Origin of the sequence: Agromyces italicus DSM 16388 (genome assembly GCF_000421545.1) — a bacterium.
Taxonomy (GTDB): domain Bacteria; phylum Actinomycetota; class Actinomycetes; order Actinomycetales; family Microbacteriaceae; genus Agromyces; species Agromyces italicus.
The window spans coordinates 337,378-352,558 of the sequence record NZ_ATXF01000005.1 but is presented as its reverse complement, the minus strand read 5'-3'; the positions used below and the strand labels follow the sequence as shown (position 1 = coordinate 352,558).

General features: G+C 71.3%; 18 protein-coding genes. 4 read left to right on the top strand and 14 right to left on the bottom strand.

The annotated features are described in order from the left end of the window. Nucleotides 1–92: 92 nt before the first annotated feature. On the top strand, nucleotides 93–632 hold the full coding sequence (locus tag H516_RS0105980) for a hypothetical protein (protein ID WP_022888811.1): 540 nt from the start codon (nucleotides 93–95) through the stop codon (nucleotides 630–632). Nucleotides 633–826: 194 nt separating this feature from the next. Beyond that, on the top strand, nucleotides 827–1,636 hold the full coding sequence (gene erm / locus H516_RS0105975; protein ID WP_022888810.1) for a 23S ribosomal RNA methyltransferase Erm: 810 nt from the start codon (nucleotides 827–829) through the stop codon (nucleotides 1,634–1,636). Between the two features lie 33 nt (nucleotides 1,637–1,669). On the opposite strand, the gene H516_RS0105970 is transcribed toward erm, so the two are convergent. From H516_RS0105970 to H516_RS18655, 12 genes are all read right to left on the bottom strand, one after another. Further along, nucleotides 1,670–1,888: a hypothetical protein gene (locus tag H516_RS0105970; RefSeq protein ID WP_022888809.1), complete on the bottom strand. Its 219-nt coding sequence runs from the start codon at nucleotides 1,886–1,888 to the stop codon at nucleotides 1,670–1,672. A gap of 67 nt (nucleotides 1,889–1,955) precedes the next feature. Beyond that, a complete protein-coding gene (locus H516_RS0105965) occupies nucleotides 1,956–2,144 on the bottom strand; it encodes a hypothetical protein (RefSeq protein ID WP_022888808.1) in 189 nt (62 codons plus the stop codon). A gap of 40 nt (nucleotides 2,145–2,184) precedes the next feature. Then, nucleotides 2,185–2,679, bottom strand: coding sequence for an NUDIX hydrolase (locus H516_RS0105960; RefSeq protein ID WP_022888807.1), 495 nt, complete (start codon nucleotides 2,677–2,679; stop codon nucleotides 2,185–2,187). A 70-nt stretch (nucleotides 2,680–2,749) separates the two neighbouring features. Further along, nucleotides 2,750–5,038 carry a phosphoribosylformylglycinamidine synthase subunit PurL gene (gene purL / locus H516_RS18665; protein ID WP_022888806.1) on the bottom strand — a complete coding sequence of 763 codons (2,289 nt, stop codon included), beginning with the start codon at nucleotides 5,036–5,038 and terminating at the stop codon, nucleotides 2,750–2,752. A gap of 191 nt (nucleotides 5,039–5,229) precedes the next feature. After that, the gene (locus H516_RS0105950) at nucleotides 5,230–5,463 is read right to left on the bottom strand and encodes a hypothetical protein (protein ID WP_022888805.1); all 234 of its coding nucleotides are present in this window, start codon (nucleotides 5,461–5,463) and stop codon (nucleotides 5,230–5,232) included. Nucleotides 5,464–5,695: 232 nt separating this feature from the next. Continuing rightward, nucleotides 5,696–6,430 carry an amino acid ABC transporter ATP-binding protein gene (locus H516_RS0105945; protein ID WP_022888804.1) on the bottom strand — a complete coding sequence of 245 codons (735 nt, stop codon included), beginning with the start codon at nucleotides 6,428–6,430 and terminating at the stop codon, nucleotides 5,696–5,698. Next, complete coding sequence (locus tag H516_RS0105940) at nucleotides 6,427–7,293, bottom strand: amino acid ABC transporter permease (protein WP_022888803.1); 867 nt, start codon at nucleotides 7,291–7,293, stop codon at nucleotides 6,427–6,429. The genes H516_RS0105945 and H516_RS0105940 overlap by 4 nt, the downstream gene beginning before the upstream one ends. Before the next feature lie 13 nt (nucleotides 7,294–7,306). After that, on the bottom strand, nucleotides 7,307–7,438 hold the full coding sequence (locus H516_RS22870) for a type 2 periplasmic-binding domain-containing protein (RefSeq protein ID WP_342663197.1): 132 nt from the start codon (nucleotides 7,436–7,438) through the stop codon (nucleotides 7,307–7,309). Then, entirely contained in the window at nucleotides 7,414–8,151 is a 738-nt protein-coding gene (locus tag H516_RS20905) for an ABC transporter substrate-binding protein (protein WP_342663196.1), read from the bottom strand. Before H516_RS20905 ends, H516_RS22870 begins: the two co-directional genes overlap by 25 nt. A gap of 60 nt (nucleotides 8,152–8,211) precedes the next feature. Next, nucleotides 8,212–8,655, bottom strand: coding sequence for a cupin domain-containing protein (locus tag H516_RS0105930; RefSeq protein ID WP_022888802.1), 444 nt, complete (start codon nucleotides 8,653–8,655; stop codon nucleotides 8,212–8,214). After that, complete coding sequence (locus H516_RS0105925) at nucleotides 8,648–9,994, bottom strand: amidohydrolase family protein (RefSeq protein WP_022888801.1); 1,347 nt, start codon at nucleotides 9,992–9,994, stop codon at nucleotides 8,648–8,650. The genes H516_RS0105930 and H516_RS0105925 overlap by 8 nt, the downstream gene beginning before the upstream one ends. After that, nucleotides 9,991–11,526: an adenosylhomocysteinase gene (locus H516_RS18655; RefSeq protein WP_022888800.1), complete on the bottom strand. Its 1,536-nt coding sequence runs from the start codon at nucleotides 11,524–11,526 to the stop codon at nucleotides 9,991–9,993. Before H516_RS18655 ends, H516_RS0105925 begins: the two co-directional genes overlap by 4 nt. A 166-nt stretch (nucleotides 11,527–11,692) precedes the next feature. Between H516_RS18655 and H516_RS0105915 the strand changes: the two genes are divergently transcribed. After that, nucleotides 11,693–12,892: an MFS transporter gene (locus tag H516_RS0105915; protein ID WP_022888799.1), complete on the top strand. Its 1,200-nt coding sequence runs from the start codon at nucleotides 11,693–11,695 to the stop codon at nucleotides 12,890–12,892. A gap of 150 nt (nucleotides 12,893–13,042) precedes the next feature. Here the strand turns inward: H516_RS0105915 and H516_RS0105910 are convergent, their stop codons facing one another. Together H516_RS0105910 and H516_RS0105905 are read right to left on the bottom strand one after the other, a co-directional pair. Next, nucleotides 13,043–13,861, bottom strand: coding sequence for a shikimate 5-dehydrogenase (locus H516_RS0105910; protein WP_022888798.1), 819 nt, complete (start codon nucleotides 13,859–13,861; stop codon nucleotides 13,043–13,045). A 100-nt stretch (nucleotides 13,862–13,961) separates the two neighbouring features. Beyond that, a complete protein-coding gene (locus H516_RS0105905; protein WP_022888797.1) occupies nucleotides 13,962–14,474 on the bottom strand; it encodes a DUF3817 domain-containing protein in 513 nt (170 codons plus the stop codon). A 123-nt stretch (nucleotides 14,475–14,597) separates the two neighbouring features. Here H516_RS0105905 and H516_RS0105900 point away from each other — a divergent pair, with 123 nt between their 5' ends. Continuing rightward, on the top strand, nucleotides 14,598–15,131 hold the full coding sequence (locus H516_RS0105900; protein ID WP_022888796.1) for an adenine phosphoribosyltransferase: 534 nt from the start codon (nucleotides 14,598–14,600) through the stop codon (nucleotides 15,129–15,131). Nucleotides 15,132–15,181 lie beyond the last annotated feature (50 nt).

The window sequence follows — 15,181 nt, the reverse complement described above, 5'->3', positions numbered from 1 at the left end:
TGGAGATTTCCACCCGGGCGGCGATCGCGGGAATATGGGAGCATGACGGCCCGTGCTCTCGCGATCACGCCGGCACCGCGAGGCGGTGCACGATGACGGATGCCACGGGGCCGACGCCGAGCGATCCGATCGATCGACTCCGTGCGTCGCTCGCCGACGCAGCCGCCCGCCTCGCCGCCGCGCGGGCCCGCGACGAGGTGCTCGCCGAACTGGTGCAGCCGAAGCCCGTGCTGGGCGTCGCCCGTGCCGCGCGCATGGCTCATCGGGGGCGCGTCTGGCGGCTCGGGGTGCTGCTGCTCGCCCCCGACGGGGCACTGCACGCGACCGGGCATGTGGTGCGTGCCGAGCGGCCCGCCCGGCGCAGCGTGCTCGCGGCGAGCGTCGCCGAGCACCGGGGCTGGCAGGCAGCCGCGGTGAAGGGCGGCATCGCCGAGGGCGAGACCGTCAACTTCGATGCGCCGGGGGTCGACCTCGACGAGCTCGCGCGCACCGGGGCATCCGGACCGATCGTGTTCGACGGCGAGACCGTGCGCGTGCGCTGGAACCCCGGCCAGACGGGCGCGCTCGCCGAGCTCGGGCGCTATCTCGACGACCGCGTCGGGCTGCTGGTCGACCCGCCAGGCGGCAGCTGAACGCCGAACGCGCGCGAAGTTCTGCTACCGTCGATGCTCGTGTGTAGCCAATTCGCCACGATGATGATCGCGCGGCCCCGCACCGCCTGAGGCGGAGCGACCCGATCATCCACGTCTCTCCGCCTCGGCCATGACCATGGCCGCGGTGCGATCACGCGTACCCGGCCGACCATCTTCGGCAGCGGAGCAGAACCTTGCGCACACGCGAACACCCGTCCACCCGTCATCCCGTCCCGACCGGCCACGGCGGCCGGCAGGAGCTCGGGCAGAACTTCCTCGTCGATCGCGGCGCGATCGATCGCCTCGTCGGTCTCGTCGACGAGACACGGGGCCCGATCATCGAGTTGGGCGCCGGCGGCGGCGCCCTCACCGATCCGCTGGCGCGCCTCGGCCGTCCGCTCACGGCACTCGAACTCGACCCCGGTCGCGTCGCCTCGCTGCGGCGCCGGTTCGGCGCCCGTGTCACCGTCGAGCAGGCCGATGTGCTGCGCTGGCGGTATCCGAGTGCGCCGCACGTGGTCGTCGGCAACGTGCCGTTCCACCTCACGACCGCGATCCTGCGTTCGCTCCTCGATCGCCCCGGCTGGACGAACGCCGTGCTGCTCACGCAGTGGGAGGTCGCGCGGCGGCGGTGCGGCGTCGGCGGCTCGAGCCTGCTCACCGCGCAGTCGGCGCCGTGGTTCGAATTCGCGCTCGACGGGCGGGTGCCGGCGCGGGCCTTCCGGCCGGTGCCCGCGGTCGACGGCGGGCTCTTCAGTGTGCGGCGCCGTGCGGAGCCGCTCGTCGAGGCGGCCGAGCGGCGCGGCTACTGCGGATTCGTGGCGGCGGCGTTCCGCGGGCGCGGGCGCGGCATGGCGCAGATCCTCACCCGGACGCCGAGGCCGATGGGCGCGGCGCAGGCGAAGTCGTGGCTGGCCCGGCGAGGCCTCGCACGCGACGTGCTGCCCGGACGGCTCAGCGCCGAGGACTGGGCCTCGCTCTGGCAGGAGGTGCGGCGGGGTTGAGGCGAGCCGAGTCGCGGTGTGCGCGGCCCGGGCTCAGCGCAGCTCGCGGCTGAGCCGGATGCCGAACGGGTGCGGGCCGAGGATGAACCAGACGAGGGCCGCGGGCAGCGTGAAGCAGACGAGCGCGATGACCCACACCCACTTCTCGAGCTCGTTGAGCCGGGCGTTGCCGAAGATCTGCGTGGCGACGTAGACGAGCGCGCCGAGCCAGAGCACGGCGACGACGACGACGAGGAGCGTCCACAGTTCCATGGGATGAATCTACCGCGACCGGCGCGCATCCCGTTCGGCGCGATGCTCGAGCGCGTTGCGCTGAGACTCAGCTGCGGGGGTCGGACCGGTCGTCCTCGTCCTCGTCGTCGACCGGGGGGCGCAGCCGGAACGCCTCGCGCATGCGCTCGCCCGGGGGTGCCTTGATCGCGCGGATCACGACGCCGATGAAGATGATGACGGCGAAGAGGACGAGTGCGCCGGCGAAGAGGATGCCGTAGAAGGCGAAGTCGTTCATGTCGGTGTGCTTCCTGTCGTTCGTCGTCTGGCGGTTGCGCTCAGTACCCGAAGAGGGTGACGGGCTCGAGGAGCCCGTCGCGCAGGGCTTCGAGCACCCGGAGCTCGTGCGGGACGACGGGCTCGGGCAGCGCGTCGAGGGCGAACCACTCGAGCGCCGCCGCCTTCTGGGTCTCGAGGAGCCGCGGCTCGCCCGTCCACTCGCCGACCTCGAAGAACACGTCGAAGCGCTGCTCGATCGGGCGGCCGCTGCCGTCGGTGCGGTGCATGAGGGTCAGCAGTTCGAGCGCGCCGGGTTCGACCGAGACACCGAGCTCCTCGCTCGCCTCGCGCGCCGCGCCCGCGAGCAGCGACTCGCCGGCCTCGACGTGGCCCGCGGCGCCGGACGCCCAGTGCTCGTCGTAGTACCCGGTGCCCCGGCGCAGCTGCAGCAGCACCTCGTCACCGCGGCGCAGCAGCACGTAGGCCGCGGGCACCACCGTGAATCGTCCGTGGGTCGACGCGTACGCGTCGGTGTACCGCTCGGGTTCGGTCATCGGGCCTCAATCCTCCGGTTGTCGAGTAGGCGCGCCAGCGCCGTATCGAGGCACATGACTCGACCGCCGGTCAGTACCCGACGACCGGCCCGAACGCGTCGGCGAGCGGGGCGCGGTTGACGGTGCGGAGCTCGTCGATCGAGACGGTGAACGCATCCTGCACTTCGAGGGTGCCGGAGGCGGCGTCGGTCACGCCGATGCGACGGACCGGGTAGCCCCGGCCCTCGCAGAGCCCGCGGAACTTGACGTCGTCTTCACGGGGGACCGTGACGATGACCCGACCGGTCGACTCGCTGAAGAGCGCGGTCGCGAGGTCGATCTCCGCGTCGGCCAGCACTTCGCCCAGGAACACGCGGGCGCCGACGCCGAAGCGCGACACCGCCTCGGCGAGGGCGATCGCGAGACCGCCGTCGGAGAGGTCGTGCGCCGAGTCGATGAGGCCCTCGACGGCCGCCGCGCTGAGCAACTCGGCGAGGGTCTTCTCGGCGGCGAGGTCGACGGCCGGCGGGCGCCCGCCGAGGTGCCGGTGCACGACGCCCGCCCAGGCGGAGCCGTCGAGCTCGGCCGCGGTGTCGCCGAGCAGGTAGATGTTGTGGCCGTCGTCCTGCCAACCGCTCGGGATGCGGCGGGCGACGTCGTCGATGACGCCGAGCACGGCGATGACGGGCGTCGGGTGGATCGGCACGTCACCGGTCTGGTTGTAGAAGCTGACATTGCCGCCGGTGACGGGAATGCCGAGCTCGAGGCATCCGTCACTCAAACCCTCGACCGTCTCGGAGAACTGCCACATGACCTCGGGGTTCTCTGGGGAGCCGAAGTTGAGGCAGTCGCTGACGCCCATCGGCACGGCGCCCGTCACGGCCACGTTGCGGTACGCCTCGGCGAGCGCGAGCTTCGCGCCCTGGCGCGGGTCGAGCTGCGAGTAGCGGCCGTTCGCGTCGGTCGCGACCGAGACGCCGAGGCCCGACTCCTCGTCGACGCGGACCATGCCGGCGTCGTCGGGCGCGCCGAGCGCGGTGTTGCCGAGCACGTAGGAGTCGTACTGGTTCGTGACCCACGCGGCGTCGGCCTGGTTCGCCGAGCCCACGAGTTGCAGGAACTGCGCGCGGATCTCGTCGGGCGTCGCGGGGCGATCGAGCTTCGCGGCGGTGTCGGCCTGCAGCGCGTCGATCCACGTCGGGTAGGCGACGGGGCGCTCGTAGACCGGGCCGTCGACGGCGACGGTGCGCGGGTCGACGTTCACGATCTCCTGGCCGTGCCACATGATGCTCAGCCGGCCGGTGTCGGTGACCTCGCCGAGCACGCTCGTCTCGACGTCCCACTTCTCGACGACTTTCAGGAAGCCCTCGAGCTTCTCGGGCTTCACGATCGCCATCATGCGCTCCTGGCTCTCGCTCATCAGGATCTCTTCGGGCGTGAGCGTGGGGTCGCGCAGCAGCACGTCGTCGAGCACGATCGACATGCCGCCGTCGCCGTTCGAGGCCAGCTCGCTGGTCGCGCACGAGATGCCGGCGGCGCCGAGGTCTTGGATGCCCTCGACGAGGTCGCCCGCGAAGAGTTCGAGGCAGCACTCGATGAGCACCTTCTCGGCGAAGGGGTCGCCGACCTGCACTGCGGGGCGCTTGGTCGGGCCGCCTTCGGCGAACGTGTCGGACGCGAGGATCGACGCGCCGCCGATGCCGTCGCCGCCGGTGCGGGCGCCGAAGAGCACGACCTTGTTGCCCGCGCCCTTGGCGTTCGCGAGGTGCAGGTCTTCGTGACGCAGCACGCCGACCGCGAGGGCGTTCACCAGCGGGTTGGCCTGGTAGACCCCGTCGAACCAGGTCTCGCCGCCGATGTTCGGAAGGCCCAGGCAGTTGCCGTAGAAGCTGATGCCGCTCACCACTCCGTGCACGACGCGGGCGGTGTCGGGGTGGCTGATGTCGCCGAAGCGCAGCGCGTCCATGACGGCGACCGGGCGCGCGCCCATCGAGATGATGTCGCGCACGATGCCGCCGACGCCGGTCGCGGCGCCCTGGAACGGCTCGATGTACGAGGGGTGGTTGTGCGACTCGATCTTGAAGGTGACGGCCCAGCCCTCACCGATGTCGAGCACTCCGGCGTTCTCGCCCATGCCCACCATCAGGTGCTTCTTCATGTCGGGCGTGACCTTCTTGCCGAACTGCTTCAGGTAGATCTTCGACGACTTGTACGAGCAGTGCTCGCTCCACATGACCGAGTACATCGCGAGCTCGGCGCTCGTCGGGCGGCGCCCGAGGATGTTGCGGATGCGCTCGTACTCGTCGGGCTTCAGACCCAGCGCAGCGTACGGCTGCTCCTTCTCGGGAGTCGTGGCCGCGACCTCGACGGTGTCGAGCACCGGGGCGGCGGCGTTCGCTGAGCTTGTCGAAGCGGCAGCGATGTTGGAAGGGGTATTGATGGTCACGAGTGGCGAGCTCCAGAAGACGGCGGCGAGGCGGATGCCGCGGGGCGAATGCCTGACCGTGCCAGTCTACTTGCCCACCGTCGGTCGAGTAGCGACGCAGGAGCGTATCGAGACTCGCGTAGCGCTCAGCCGCGGTCGATGCCGAAGGTGTGCTTCACGAGCGCCTGCACGTCGCGGTCGAGGGCGTCGATGCGTCGGCTGACGACCCCGATCTCTGCGAGGATCTCGCCGCGGAGGCCGCCGATCTCGCTGCGGATCACCCGCACGAACATCGTCGTGACGAGGGTGATCACCCCGAAGAGTGCGGCCGCGAACACCCCGATGAGGGTCCACACCTGCGGTTCGTTCAACTCGATCACTCCTTCATCTTGCGCCTGTCAGGTCGAGGATGCCAGCGATGAGGGAGCCGAACACGGGATTCGTTCGAGAAGTGGTGGGAGCCGACCGTGGGTCCAGCCTGTGGAGGAGGATCCCTGCGAGCCCAATCCGCGCAGAGCTTCGGCGACGCAGCTTGCGGGGTCTGCGTCGTCGCTCCGGGCGCGTCGTCGCGTGGAGGGCCCGGGCCGTGCGTACGCGCCGCGCCCCGTCACCTCAATGGTGTCGAACGCGGGCGAGGAACTCGGCGGTCGCCGGCTCGACCGGGGCGTCGAAGAGTTGCTCGGGCGGGCCCGACTCCACGATGCGGCCACCCTGCATGAAGACCACGCGGTCGGCGACCTCGCGGGCGAAGGACATCTCGTGCGTGGCCATGAGGATCGTCGATCCGGTCGACTTCAGCTGCCGCACGAGGTCGAGCACCTCACCGATCAACTGGGGGTCGAGTGCGCTCGTGATCTCGTCGAGCAGCAGCAGTTCGGGATCGGTCATGATCGCGCGGACGATCGCGACCCGCTGCTGCTGGCCGCCCGACAGCCGGTCGGGGTAGTCGAGCGCCTTCGCGCCGAGCCCGAGCGAGCCGAGCAGCTCGAGGCCGCGTGCATGAGCAGTGTCCTTCGGCATGCCGTGCACGCGTCGCGCCGCGAGCGTGACGTTGTCGATGATGCGGAGGTGGGGGAAGAGGTTGAAATGCTGGAACACGACGCCGATACGGGCGCGCACACGGTCGGCGTCGACGCCCGGATCGGTGATGTCGTCTCCGCCGAGCAGGATCTGCCCGTCGTCGACGCGCTCGAGCAGGTTGATCGTGCGAAGCAGCGTCGACTTGCCCGATCCGGACGCTCCGATGAGCACGACCACCTCGTGGGCGTCGAGTTCGAGATCGACGCCTTGCAGCACATCGTGGTCGCCGAAGCGCTTGCGCACTCCCCGTACCTCGAGCACGGTCATACGACCCCTCCGCTCTGCTCACGTGCCGCCAGTCGCGCCGAAGCCCAGTCGGTGAGACGGATCATCGGCCAGCTGATCGCCACGAACAGCAGGCCCGCCACGACGTACGGCGTGAAGTTGAAGCTCTGCGCGACCTCGATCTGCGCCGCGCGGACGGCATCGACCGCGCCGAGCACCGAGATGAGGCCGACGTCCTTCTGCATCGAGACGAAGTCGTTCATGAGCGCAGGCACGACCTTCCGGATCCCCTGCGGGATGACGACGATCCGCAGGGTCTGCGCGTGCGTGAGGCCGAGTGAGCGCGCGGCCATGCGCTGGGACGGGTGCACCGCCTCCATCCCCGCCCGAAGCACCTCGGCGACGTACGCCGAGTAGGTGAGGATGATCGCGATCGTGCCCCAGACGACGGCGGGCAGGCGGGGGAAGATGTCGAGCACCGGGATGCCGAAGCCGACGAGATAGAGCACGATCAGCAGCGGCATTCCGCGGAACAGGTCGGTGTAGCCCGTCGCGAGTGCGCGCAACGGGAAGAACACGGGCCCGCGGAGCGACCGCAGCACGGCGAGCAGCGTGCCGAAGACGGCGACGCCGATGGCCGCGACGACGAGCACCTGGATGTTCACCCAGAGTCCGGCGAGGATCGCGGGGAAGCTCTCGATGCCGATCTCGAGGTTGAAGAAGGTCTGCTGCACCACCGCCCAGCCGGGCGAACCGACGAGCGCGAGCCCGATCACCCCCGCGAAGACGACGGTGCTGATCAGTGCGATGACCACCGAGCGGGTGGAGGCACGCCGACGGACGGACCGTCGCGAGAGCTCGAGCTCGCTCGGCTGCCACGCGGCCTCCGCCGCTCCGGTGCTCATCGGGTGAGCCTGATCAGTCGAGGACCGGAACGTCGACCGCGTCGCTCAGCCACTCCGCCTGGATCTCGGCGAGTTCGCCCGACTCGCGAAGCGCGTCGACGGCCGCACTGACCGGGTCGGTCAGCGCGGAGTCCTTCGGCAGCACGAAGGCGAACTCGTCGCCACCGGCCGCATCGGCGAACTGGCCGACGACGACACCGCCTCGATCTCGGCCGACGTGAGGTAGAAGGCGCTCGGCAGGTCGATGACGAACGCATCGATCTGGCCGCTCGTCAGCGCGAGCACGGCGTCTTCGTTCGAGTTGAAGACCGACAGCTCGGTGTCGAGGGCCGCATCGGCGACCGTGAAGCTCGTCGTTCCGCTCGCGACACCCACGTTCACGTCGTTCAGCTCGTCGAGCGAGGTGGCGGATGCGGCAGGCGAATCGGCCGTCGCGATCACCGCCTGCGTCGTGGTGTAGTAGGGGCTCGAGAAGTCCACCGCCTGCTTGCGCTCGTCGGTGATCGAGAACTGCTGGATGTTGAGGTCCCAGTCTTTCGGGCCGGGCGCGATCGCGCTGTCGAAGGTCGAGCGCACCCAGACGACGTCGTCGGGGGCGAAGCCGAGCTCCGCTGCGACGGCGTACGTCACGGCGGACTCGAAGCCTTCGCCGTTGGCGGGGTCGTTGTCGACGGCCCACGGCTCGAACGCGGGATCGCCGGTCGCGACGGTGAGCTTGCCGGCGGTGAGGGTCTGCAACCCGCCATCGTCGGTGGAGGGGGCATCGGACCCGCCGGCGGCACAGCCGGCGAGCGCGAGGGCCGCGGCGGTTGCGGTCGCGGCGACCGCCGCGCGGCGAAGTGCTCGCGAAAGAGTCATGGGGCGTCTCCTGATGCTGTGACGGGGTGAGTGAGCGACTGGTCGCCGGTCAAGCCTAAGTCAGTCGGCGAGTCGCCAGTCGGCGAAATCGAAACCGGGCGACACAAGGCAACTCGCGAGCACCTCGTCATGCCCCGCGAGGCGGGCCGACTGCCAGGTGCCGGCGTGCACGACGCACTGCGCGACGTGGCCGGCGGCGGGGTCCGGTCCGAGCAGCACCGTGCGGGCGACGGCAGGGGGCGCGACCGGCCGCTCGCCGGTTCCGCCGAGTGAGAGTTCGAGCGCCCCCGGCCCGTGCCAGAGCCAGACCTCGTCGCTCGAGACCACGTGCCAGGCGCTGTGCTCGCCGGGGGTCAGGAGGTAGTGGATGAGCGTCGCCGCGGGTCGCGCACCGCCGTCGGTGTCGACGGGCGTTCGGCCCGTCCACGTTCGGCGGAACCACCCGCCTTCGGGGTGGGCGGCGAGGTCGAGCCGCCTCGCGGTCGCGGGTCGGTCGTCAGTCATCGGTGACCACTCCGGTCGCTCGGGTGAATCGGTCGGTCGTCGCGCGCACGCGCCCGGCGATCACCGTGGCGGCTGCGCGGCCGGCGCCCGATTCGACGAGGTCGGTCACCGTCTCTGCGACATCCGTGACCGGAAGGTCGAAGAACGCGAGGTCCGCGAGGGCGCCGACGGCGAGGTACCCGGTGCGGTTCGCCCCGACGTCCAACCCCATCGCGTGGGCGCCGCCGATCGTGGCGGCGGCGATCAGGCGTTCGGCGAGGTCGCGGGTGTGATAGCCCTGGGCGCGGGCGAGCCGGGCGAGCTCGGCCACGTCGGCCATGAGATCGAGGGACGGGCTCGACGACAGCGAGTCCGTGCCCACCGCGATCGGATTCCCCTCCGCAAGGTAGGCGGCGACCGGCGGTTCGTCGAGCCCGATCACCGCGTTCGATCGCGGGCAGAGCGCCACGCTCGTCCCGCGCGCGCGGAGGATCGCCCGATCGCGCGCGGTCATGTACACACCGTGCGCGATGTGGCAGTCGGGCCCGAGCACGCCGAGCTGGTCGACGAACTCGGTCGCGCCCGTGCCGAATCCGGCGTCGCGCAGCTCGCGGAAGCTTCCGAGCTCGCGCCCGTGCCACGGATCGTCGTGCTCGTGGTCGAACTCGCGCTCGAACGCCGCCTCTCCGAGGTGCAGGTGCAGGCGGCTGCCCCGCTCGCGCACGATGTCGGGGATCTCGAGCAGGGGGACGATCTCGAGCGAGTAGGGGGCGTGCGGCGACAACCCGGTGCCGGGAGGAGCGGGCAGCGCATCGAGCGCCGCCTCGACCTGTGCGCGTCCCGTGCGAGCCCACTCGGCGTTGGTCCAGCTCATCACCTCCCAGTAGGTGATGCCGTGCAACCCGGCATCGTGCAGCACACCCGCCGCCGCGGCATCCGTCACGATGTCGGCGACCGCGGTCGTTCCGTGCTCGAGGAGCAGCCGTGCGCCCGCCGCGGCATCGGCGGGCCAGTCGCGGCCCGCCTCGTAGACCGGGTTGAATGCGTTCGCCCAGTCGTCGAACCCGTCGTAGCGACCCTGCCCCACCGAAGCCATGCCGGTGTACTGCAGATGCGAGTGCGCGTTGACGAGGCCGGGCATGAGGATGCCGGGCCAATGCACCTCGTGCGCGGCGATGCCCCGCTCGGCGAGCGACCGGAGCACCCACCTCCGCTCGCCGACGTGCAGCAGACGGTCGCCGCGCACGGCGATGGCGCCGTCGAGGATCGGCGGTGCGGTGACGGGCAGCACCAGGCGAGCCGAATACAGCGTGACCGCGTCGGATGTCGCGCCGGCCGGTTGCGCGGGCGCGCCGATCACCGCTCGCCTCCCATGCGGTCGTAACGACGCGACCGCCAGTCGTGCCCGGCCTCGACCTGGGCGACGCCGGGTTCATCGACGGCGAGGCCGGCAGCGGCGAGCGCAGTGCGCGCGACCCGGTCGTCGATCGAGGCCGGCAGCGGGTGCACGCCCGCGCCGGGTCTCGTGACGACGAGGTGCTCGACCGCGGCGAGCTGCACGGCGAAGGAGTAGTCCATGATCTCGATGGGGTTGCCCTCGGCGGCGGTGATGTTGATGCAGCCACCACGGTCGAGCACGAGTGCGCCGCCCGGACGCAGCACCTCGAGGTGGGGCAGCGCCTCACCGTCACGGAGCATCGGCTCGAGGAGCGCTTCGGCGAGGTCCACCTCGTGCGGCACCCCGCCGGCGACCGCCACGACTCGCGCGTTCCGTGCGAGCGCGCCCGACACCGTGTGCGCGGCGCCGGTTGCCGAGACGATCAGCGCGTCGGCGCCGAGCTCGTCGGCGCGGCCGACCGCATAGCCGTCGTGCACCGCGACGAGCGCTCGCACCGGGTCGGTCTCGGTGACCCGCACCTCGGCACCGAGCGCGGAGAGGTGCGCGGCGACGCCCTGCCCCACCGGCCCGTAGCCGATGACGAGGGCAGGCTGGTCCCGCACGGTCACGCCAGCTTCATCGAGCACGTCGGCGATGGCGAACACGCAGGACTGGCCTGTGCCGTAGCGGTTGTCGAACCGGGTCTTCATCCGTGCGTCGTTCACCGCGAGCACCCCCGTGCGAAGGACGCCGCCGGACTGCATGAGGCGCAGTGGCGTGAGTCCGCTCGTGGTCTCCTCGTTCGCGCCGATCCAGCCGTCGACGAGGTGGGGGGCGAGCTCGTGGGCGAGCCGGATGAGGTGCGACCCGTCGTCGATGACCACGTCGAACCCCCGTGCGAGGAAGGCGAGTGCCGCGTCGCGTTCGGCGGCGCCCGCGAGCGTCGGGTCGGCGTCGACCGGGATTCCGCGCTCCCGCAGCGCCGCCGCCACGTCGGGGTCGGTCTCGTCGGGGTGGGCGTACACGGCGACGTCTGCGCCCGCGCCCGCGAGCATGAGCGCGAGTTGCGCCGTCTTGGGCTCGAGCACCATCGCGATGCCGATCCGCATCCCCCGTACCGTGCCGCGAGTGGCGAGCTCGTCGGCGAGCCGTCGTGAGACCGGCATGTGCGCACCCGCGAAATCGATGCGGCCGGCAGCATCGCCACGGGAGCCGAGGTGACGGCCGCCGAGCCTGAACGATGCCGCGGCCGGGTCGTCGACGGGATGGCCGAGTTCGATCTCGAGAAGTTTCGTGCGTTCGGCGTCGGAGAGCCCGGCGACCTCGGCGGTCGGGATCGGACGGGCGCCGAGGGCCGCCAGCATCCGAACGAGCGCGTCGGCGACGGCACCGGCGGCGGCATCTGCGGGTTCCGTCGCACCGGTCACGTGCACCGGGCGCGCGCCGACGAGCAGATTGGTCTCGCGGGCGAATCGGCGGATGATCCGCTCGGCCGAACGTGTTGCGTCGTTCACAGCTCAACCCTATTCGCCGCGCACGCCCGTCGTAAGATGGTCTCGGTCGTCGCATTCTCGGTGACCCTGGGCGCGCACATCAGCGCGCAGTCGACCCGCCGCCGGCACTCGCGAAGCCTCGCACGCCGCCGCCCTCGCGGGGCGCCATCCGCTGCTGGATTCTCCAATGACCTCGTCGATCCCCACGGTGCACCCTGCGCCGCCGTTCCCGTGGCTCGGGCTCATCGTGCTCGCCTCGGCCGTGTTCCTCTCGGTCACGATCGAGATGCTGCCGACCGGCCTCCTCCCCGACATGAGCCGTGAACTCGGTGTGGGGGAGCCGCTGATCGGCCTCCTCGTCACCGTGTTCGCGGCGACCGTCGTCGTGCTGACGGTGCCGCTCGCGGCGCTCACCCGCAGGGTCGGCCGTCGGCGGCTCATCGTCATCACCCTCGTGCTGCTCGCCGCGAGCTGCGTGCTCAGCGCGCTCGCACCGAACTACCCGACGGTGGTCGCCACGCGCGTGCTCGGCGGTGCGGCGCACGGACTCTTCTGGGCGGTCGTCGGCGCGTACGCCGGCCATCTCGTGCCGAAGGAGCAGCTCGCCCGCGCCGTCTCGATCTCGGTCGCGGGCGGCTCGATGGCCTTCGTACTGGGCGTTCCGCTCGGCACGGCGCTCGGGCAGGCGCTCGGCTGGCGGTTCGCGTTCGCCGCCATGGGCGGCCTGACGCTGCTCGGCGCAGCGCTCGTCTGGCGCTTCCTGCCACCGGTGCGTCACCACGCGGGCGAGGCGGATGCCGCGCCGGTACGCGTGCGCCGGGACCCGACCTTCGTGCCCGTGATCGTGGTGTGCCTCATCACGGCCGTGACCATGATCGGCATGTACACCTTCTACACGTACATCACGCCCTACCTGACCGACGTGATGGGTCTGCCGACGAGTGCCATCAGCCCGATGCTGTTCGCCTACGGCATCGCCGGCGCGGTGGGGCTCGTGCTCGCCGGCGCCGTCCTCGGGCGGCGGCCGACGGTCGGCCTCGTCGTCGCGATGGTCGCCACCGGGCTCGGCGCCGCCGGACTCGCGGCGTTCCCCGAGGAGCCGGTGGTGTCGCTCGCGAGTTTCCTGCTGTTCGGCACGGCGTTCGGCGCGCTGCCGACGATGCTCAACACTCGGCTCCTGCACTCGGCGTCGGCGAAGATCCGCGACGCCGCCGCCTCGATCTACACGACGGCGTTCAACACGGGCATCGGCGGCGGTGCGCTGCTGGGCGCCGCGCTCTACGAGGTGATCGGCCTTGCGGCGCTGCCCTGGGTGTTCGTGGCGCTGCTCGCGTGCGCGACCGCGGCGCTCGTCTGGACGGCCCTGGTCAACCGCGTGCACCGCTGACGCACTCCCGCTGGTTGAGGAGCGCCGACGCGGAGCGGCGACGCGTCTCGAAACCATGTCGTGAGGGTCGCCGGGTTTCGAGACGCGTGCTCCTGCGTCGCGCGTTCCTCAACCAGCGAGTGCCGGTCGGGCGCTCTTCGACCAACGGGACTATTCGGCACGCGAGAACGCGGCCGCGCGGGCGATCTGCTCGGGCGTGATCGACGCGCCCGTGTAGCGCTCGAACTGCCGGGCCGCCTGCAGCGCGTGCACCTCGGCGCCCGTGATCACGGTCTTTCCGGCGGCGCGCGCGGCGAGCACGAGCGGCGTCTCGGCGGGGAAGGCGACCACGTCGAAGACCACGGATGCCGCGGCGATGTGTTCGTCCGAGAAGGCGAGCGCCGTGGCATCCGCCCCCTGCATGCCGAGCGGGGTGACGTTCACGACGAGGTCGGCCGTGCCGGGCGCCGGGTCGTCGGCGATCCAGCGGTAACCGTACTGCGCGGCGAGCGCCCGGCCGAGTGCCGCGTTGCGGGCGAGCACCGTGACGTCGTCGAATCCCGCATCGCGGAACGCGGCGACGACGGCCTTCGCCATGCCGCCGGAGCCGCGCACGAGCACGCGCAGCTCGGGGTCGAGGTCGTTGCCGGCGATGAGCTCGGCGATCGCCTCGAAGTCGGTGTTCGAACCGGTCAGCACCCCGCCGTCGTTCACGATCGTGTTGACCGACTCGATCGCCGCGGCCGAGGGCTCGATCACGTCGATGAGCGGGATGACCGCCTCCTTGAACGGCATCGACACGGAGCATCCGCGGATGCCGAGCGCCCTGATGCCGCGCACCGCGCCCTCGAGGTCGTCGGTCGTGAACGCCTTGTAGGCGAAATTCAGGCCGAGCTCGTCGTAGAGGAAGTTGTGGAACCTCGTGCCGAGGTTCGACGGGCGGCCGGCGAGCGAGATGCAGAGCTGCATGTCCTTGTTGAGGATGGGCATGGATCCATTCTCGACCCGGTGGTCGAGGAGCGGAGCGTCTCGAGACCCAGGTATCGAGACGCGTCCTCCTGCGTCGGGCGCTCCTCCACCCGCTCGGCGGTCAGGCGATCTGGGGCGGGCCGATCAGGAGGAGCACGGCGAAGAGTGCCGCGATGCCGGCGACCGCGAGCACGGTGAGCAGGATCGGGCGGGCGAGGAAGAAGCGCAGCAGCCGATTCACCCAGTTGCCGTCGGCGGCGTGGTCGGTGGCCTCGAAGCGCCAGTCGCCCTCGAGGTGCCCCCTGCGGATGAGCCACAGCTCGAACGGGATCGTGGCGTAGGGCACGATCGCGGTGAGGACGGCGAACGCGATCCGGCCGACGTTCCAGCGCTGGTTCACGCCGACGAGCACCGACGAGAACGCGTACGACAGGAACACGAAGCCGTGGATCGAACCGCCCACGAGCACGGCCCACTCGATGCCGGCCGCGTACTTCAGGATCATCGCGACGATCAGGATGGTCCAGGTGACGGCCTCGGCGAAGGCGAGCGCGCGGTACAGGCTCTTCGGGGTCAGCCGGCTCGCGGGGGCGGCGACGGCGTCGGTCGTAGACGTGGCGGGGGAGGTGGTCATCTCGGTCGTGGCTCCAGTGGTCGGGATGCTTCCATCGTCGCAAACGGAGATGTGCGAGGCATCCGTCGAAGGTTGGAAAGACGCGCCCAGCAGGCGCCCGGGAGCGCGGGCTACTCTTGCACGGTGAACGAGCAAGATACCCGTGCCCTCGTCGAGTCACGGCTCGCGCTCATCCCAGACTTCCCCGAGCCCGGGGTGCTGTTCCGCGACCTGACGCCCGTCTTCGCCGACGGCGAGGCGTTCCACGCGCTCGCCGAGTCGCTGACGGCGCCGTTCGCCGGCCGATTCGACGTGCTCGCGGGCGTCGAGGCGCGCGGGTTCCTGCTCGCGGCTGCGGCCTCGGTCGCGGCCGGCGTCGGCGTGCTGCCGGTGCGCAAGGCGGGCAAGCTGCCGCGGGCGGTGCTCACCGAGGAGTACTCGCTCGAGTACGGCACCGCGGCGCTCGAGGTGCACGAGGGCGAACTGCCGCCCGGCACCCGGGTGCTCGTGGTCGACGACGTGCTGGCGACGGGCGGCACCGTGGGCGCCGCGGCCCGCCTCGTCGAGCGCGCGGGGTGGCGGGTCGCCGGCGTCTCGGTCGCGATCGAGCTCGCCGGCCTCGGCGGCCGGGCCGCGCTGCCGCCCGAGCTCGAGGTGTTCAGCCTGCTCCGGTACTGAGCCGCGCGCGGCGCGCGCCGCGCGCCCCGCGCGCCCGCCCGCGCGCGCCG

What these genes read in the sequence shown, in the direction of transcription:
- H516_RS0105980 (WP_022888811.1), top strand. Translation starts at nt 93, where the DNA reads ATGACGGATGCCACGGGGCCGACGCCGAGCGATCCGATCGATCGACTC.
- H516_RS0105970 (WP_022888809.1), bottom strand. Translation starts at nt 1,888, where the DNA reads ATGGAACTGTGGACGCTCCTCGTCGTCGTCGTCGCCGTGCTCTGGCTC.
- H516_RS0105965 (WP_022888808.1), bottom strand. Translation starts at nt 2,144, where the DNA reads ATGAACGACTTCGCCTTCTACGGCATCCTCTTCGCCGGCGCACTCGTC.
- H516_RS0105960 (WP_022888807.1), bottom strand. Translation starts at nt 2,679, where the DNA reads ATGACCGAACCCGAGCGGTACACCGACGCGTACGCGTCGACCCACGGA.
- H516_RS0105945 (WP_022888804.1), bottom strand. Translation starts at nt 6,430, where the DNA reads ATGACCGTGCTCGAGGTACGGGGAGTGCGCAAGCGCTTCGGCGACCAC.
- H516_RS0105940 (WP_022888803.1), bottom strand. Translation starts at nt 7,293, where the DNA reads ATGAGCACCGGAGCGGCGGAGGCCGCGTGGCAGCCGAGCGAGCTCGAG.
- H516_RS20905 (WP_342663196.1), bottom strand. Translation starts at nt 8,151, where the DNA reads ATGACTCTTTCGCGAGCACTTCGCCGCGCGGCGGTCGCCGCGACCGCA.
- H516_RS0105930 (WP_022888802.1), bottom strand. Translation starts at nt 8,655, where the DNA reads ATGACTGACGACCGACCCGCGACCGCGAGGCGGCTCGACCTCGCCGCC.
- H516_RS0105915 (WP_022888799.1), top strand. Translation starts at nt 11,693, where the DNA reads ATGACCTCGTCGATCCCCACGGTGCACCCTGCGCCGCCGTTCCCGTGG.
- H516_RS0105910 (WP_022888798.1), bottom strand. Translation starts at nt 13,861, where the DNA reads ATGCCCATCCTCAACAAGGACATGCAGCTCTGCATCTCGCTCGCCGGC.
- H516_RS0105905 (WP_022888797.1), bottom strand. Translation starts at nt 14,474, where the DNA reads ATGACCACCTCCCCCGCCACGTCTACGACCGACGCCGTCGCCGCCCCC.